The organism is uncultured Demequina sp. (genome assembly GCF_913055775.1).
Taxonomy (GTDB): Bacteria; Actinomycetota; Actinomycetes; order Actinomycetales; family Demequinaceae; genus Demequina.
This window is the reverse complement of the sequence record NZ_CAJXJX010000172.1, coordinates 1-4,185: the sequence shown is the minus strand read 5'-3', so window position 1 is coordinate 4,185 and position 4,185 is coordinate 1. Positions and strand designations below refer to the sequence as shown.

The window sequence follows — 4,185 nt, the reverse complement described above, 5'->3', positions numbered from 1 at the left end:
ATCGCCGTTCCACGCCGTGTACTCGGGCGAGATCCCGCACGCCCGCGCCAGTTCGGCAAGTGCGGTCGAGGGCGGCGCTACGTCGTTCACACATCCATCCTGCCAGGCGGCGGCTCCCGCACGCATCTGCGACTCTCCCGCACGGCCAGAGCCGAGCGCTCTTGACTGGGGGCATCAGTGGTTACCCTGGGAGGCGTGCTGCCCATGACTTCCACGACCGAACCCGAACCCACGACGTCCCCCGGCCCGCCCGAACTCGACACGGACGCCATCGCGGACTGGCTCGACAACGTCTCCCACAACACGGTCGGCTTCCTCGTCGTCGTCGTCTTCGCCATCATCCTGTGGTTCGTCGGCAGGGCGGTCATCAACGTCATCACGCGCAGCATCGAGCGTGGCGCGCCGATCAAGGACGTGCGCACGCGCCGCGCGCTCGCCAAAGCGAAGATCAAGCTCCCCGACATCGACACCCTCGATGCACGACTCGAGGACGAGCGCCGGCGCCAGCGCGCTGGCACCCTGCGCAGGGTTCTCAATTCCGCCCTCGCCATCCTGCTGCTCGCGCTCGTCACCATCACGGGACTCGCAACCCTGGGAGTGCCGGTAGGGCCCATGCTCGCGTCGGCGGGAATCCTGGGCGTCGCGCTGGGCTTCGGCGCCCAGACACTGGTGAAGGACATCCTGTCGGGAATCTTCATGCTCATGGAGGACCAGTACGGCGTGGGCGACGTGGTGGATCTGGGCGAGGCCACCGGCTCCGTCGAGGAGGTTGGGCTGCGGTGCACGCGGCTGCGGTCGCTCGACGGCACGGTCTGGTACGTGCCGAACGGTCAGGTGATCCGCGTGGGCAACATGACGCGCATGTGGAGCCGCGTCATGGTGGAGGTGCGCTTCGCCTACGACACCGACGTCGAGGCCGCACGCCAGGCGATGATCGATGCGGTGTTCGCCGCCAAGGACGACAGTGAGGACATCGCCGCAGCGCTCCTGGGCGAGCCCGAGGTCGCCGGCATCGAGTCACTCGAGTACAACGCCATCATGCTGCGGCTCCTGTGCCAGGTGAATCCCTCCGCGCAGTGGGATGTCCAGCGCGAGGTGCGCCGCCAGATGCGCACGATCTTCGCGGAGCGCGACATCTCGCTGGCCGTGCCCGGCGAGGCGATGGTCTTCGACACGAAGGCTCCCGCCCCCAAGGTTGCGCTGCACGACTCTCCGCGGTCCGATGAGTACCACCCGTCGACGGACGAGATCGGCCGCCCCCTGCCTCCCGCGAACGACGCGGACGGAGACTGAGGTGTCCACACCCGGGATGAACGTGGGTGCCGAGGCTCCCCAGGACCCAGGCCAGAGCTTCTTCGAGGCGGTGGGCGGTCACGCGACCTTCGACCGCATCGTCCGTCGCTTCTATGCCGGCGTCGCCGAGGACCCGGTGCTGCGTCCCATGTACCCCGAGTCCGACCTCGAGGGCGCCATCGAGCGTTTGACGCTGTTCCTCGAGCAGTACTGGGGCGGACCGACCACGTACTCCGACCACCGTGGGCACCCGCGGCTGCGGATGCGCCACCAGCCCTTCCGGGTCAACCCGGATGCCCGCGATCGCTGGGTCGAGCACATGCGCGACGCCGTTGCCGCCGCCGACCTCGCGCCGATCCACGCGGTCACCCTCATGGACTACCTCGAGCGCGCGGCGCACTCGATGATCAACACCTTCGAACCGACCCCCGAGCACTAGGAGAACGCGTGGACCACGTCGAGGACATCTGGGCCGAGCAGTCGGTGGCGTCGGGCCTCGCGGTGCTGACCCTGCGCCGGCTCGGCGACGACACGTTCGAGGGCGACTCGCTCCCCATGCCCAACGGGCGCGCGTACGGCGGACAGGTGCTTGCGCAGGCGCTGCTGGCCGCAGGCGCGACCATCCCCGAGGACCGCCACGTGCACTCGCTCCACGGCTACTTCCTGCGCCCCGGCGATGCGGGCCGCCCCATCCGCTTCGAGGTGGAGGAGCTGCGCGACGGCCGGTCGTTCTCCGCCCGTCGCACCCACGCGATCCAGGACGAGAAGCCGATCCTGTCCATGGTGACGTCCTTCCAGCTCGACCAGGACGGCCCCGAGCACTCCGTGACCATGCCGGAGGTGCCGGGTCCCGAGGACGTGGTCTCGGCGATCGACCACATGGCGCCCCTGAAGGGCCACCCGACCGCCGACTACTGGCTCGAGCGCACCCCGTTCGACGTTCGCCACGTGGAGGGGGCCGTGTTCACGCAGCCGGACCCTCGCCCCAAGCAGTACCAGACCGCGTGGATGCGGACCCGCACGCCCATCGAGGGTTCGGATCTGCTGCACCGCGCTCTGCTCGCATTCGGATGCGACTCGATGATGCTCGAGCCGCTGCTGCGCCAGCACGGGCTGGCGTGGCGATCCCCCGGCTTCTCCTATGCGAGCCTCGACCACGCAATGTGGTGGCACCGTCCGGCGCGCGCCGACGAGTGGCTCCTGTACGTGCAGGACGCCCCCACCGCCCAGGGCGGCCGCGGCCTGGGCGGCGCGTGGATCTTCTCCGAGGACGGCCGCCTGGTCGCGTCGGCTGCGCAGGAAGGCATGTTCCGCCTGTCGCGCTAGCGACGCCGACCGTGTGGTCCGCGCACCACTGACGAGGATTGCGCGCTGAGGCCGGCCCCGACCGTCTCTTTACCGAATCGTGACACGACGACGCTAGATAGCCCTCCTACCAGGCATTTCTTTTGAGGCTTCTGCGGCGAATTAGCCGCGAAAGGCCCCGAGCCGTTTGTCACCGACCACCCTGGTTGATAGCGTCACAGGGCCGTTTCGGGGTCCGCGTCAGTCACGACCGAAGCGCCAATGACCAGCCCAGGCCTTGGCAGCACCCTCCGGGTGTGCGCCCTGCAGGCGAGCGCTGGTGGCGGCTCCGAGTCGTTGCCACGTGGGCACGTGACTGTCGCTCGATGGCCGCGTGCCTCCTCGTCTGAACGAGGCCGTGAGACAACCCCCGTGTGACGCGCGGGGAGCTGAGGACACGAGTGAACGACAGCATCGCCATGCGGGCGGAAGGCCTGTACAAGGTGTTCGGCAAGAACCCGGACAACGCGGTCAAGAAGCTGCGGGACGGCGCCGGCCGCGACGACCTGGACGGCGCGACCGCCGCGGTTATCGACGCCTCCTTCGAGGTGGCGCGCGGCGAGATCTTCGTGGTCATGGGCCTGTCCGGCTCCGGCAAGTCGACCCTGATCCGCGCGCTCAACGGCCTGCAGCCCGCGACCGCCGGGACCGTGACGGTGGGCGACGACTCCATCACCGAGGCCACGCCCGCACAGCTGCGCGAGATCCGGCGCCACCAGGTGTCGATGGTCTTCCAGCACTTCGCTCTCCTGCCCCACCGCACGGTCATCGACAACGTCGCGTACGGCCTCGAGATTCAGGGCATCGACAAGGACGAGCGCATCCAGCGCGCCCTCAAGGTCACCCAGGTCGTGGGGCTGAAGGGCTGGGAGGAGAAGTACCCGTCCGAGCTGTCCGGCGGCATGCAGCAGCGCGTGGGCCTGGCCCGCGCCCTCGCCGCGGATTCCGAGGTGCTCCTCATGGACGAGGCCTTCTCCGCGCTCGACCCTCTCATCCGCCGCGAGATGCAGGACCAGCTCCTGGAGCTGCAGTCCGAGCTGGGCAAGACCATCATCTTCATCACGCACGACCTCAACGAGGCCATGTACATCGGCGACCGTATTGCCGTGATGCGCGACGGGCGCATCGTCCAGATCGGCACGCCGGAGGACATCCTCACGAACCCGGCCAACGACTACGTCGAGCAGTTCGTCCAGGACGTCGACCGCTCCAAGGTGCTCACGGCGGAGTCCGTCATGCGGGCGCCGCGCGCGGTGATCCACGAGAACGCCGGCCCGCACGCTGCGCTGACGGCGATGCGCGACAACGAGCTGTCCGCCCTGTACATCACCAAGCGTGACCGCACGATCGTGGGCTGGGTGCGCGATCGCGACGTGCTCGACCTAGTGCGCCAGGGCGCCAAGGACCTCGCACCCGCGATCCAGACCGACCACGGCGCCGTGTCGAAGGACACCGCGCTGGCAGACCTCTTCATCCCGTCGCTCGAGGCGGCGCTGGCGCTTGCCGTGACCGACGAGCGCGACCGGCTCGTCGGGGTGATCCCCCGCG

At 69.0% G+C, this 4,185-nt stretch carries 4 protein-coding genes; all 4 read left to right on the top strand.

Annotation, left to right across the window (positions count from 1 at the left end):
- Positions 1 to 204: 204 nt before the first annotated feature.
- Complete coding sequence (locus QZ483_RS12935; protein ID WP_297084661.1) at positions 205 to 1,293, top strand: mechanosensitive ion channel family protein; 1,089 nt, start codon at positions 205 to 207, stop codon at positions 1,291 to 1,293.
- A gap of 16 nt (positions 1,294 to 1,309) precedes the next feature.
- Positions 1,310 to 1,732 (top strand): globin, encoded by a 423-nt coding sequence (locus QZ483_RS12930; RefSeq protein ID WP_297084665.1) that lies wholly within the window; start codon positions 1,310 to 1,312, stop codon positions 1,730 to 1,732.
- Between the two features lie 8 nt (positions 1,733 to 1,740).
- Positions 1,741 to 2,619: an acyl-CoA thioesterase II gene (locus QZ483_RS12925; RefSeq protein WP_297084659.1), complete on the top strand. Its 879-nt coding sequence runs from the start codon at positions 1,741 to 1,743 to the stop codon at positions 2,617 to 2,619.
- 437 nt (positions 2,620 to 3,056) lie between these two features.
- Positions 3,057 to 4,185, top strand: a 1,129-nt coding sequence (locus QZ483_RS12920) for a glycine betaine/L-proline ABC transporter ATP-binding protein (protein WP_297084663.1), incomplete at its 3' end; no start/stop codon positions are given.

Coding starts and splice junctions, on each gene's coding strand:
- QZ483_RS12935 (WP_297084661.1), top strand. CDS start 205: ATGACTTCCACGACCGAACCCGAACCCACGACGTCCCCCGGCCCGCCC.
- QZ483_RS12930 (WP_297084665.1), top strand. CDS start 1,310: ATGAACGTGGGTGCCGAGGCTCCCCAGGACCCAGGCCAGAGCTTCTTC.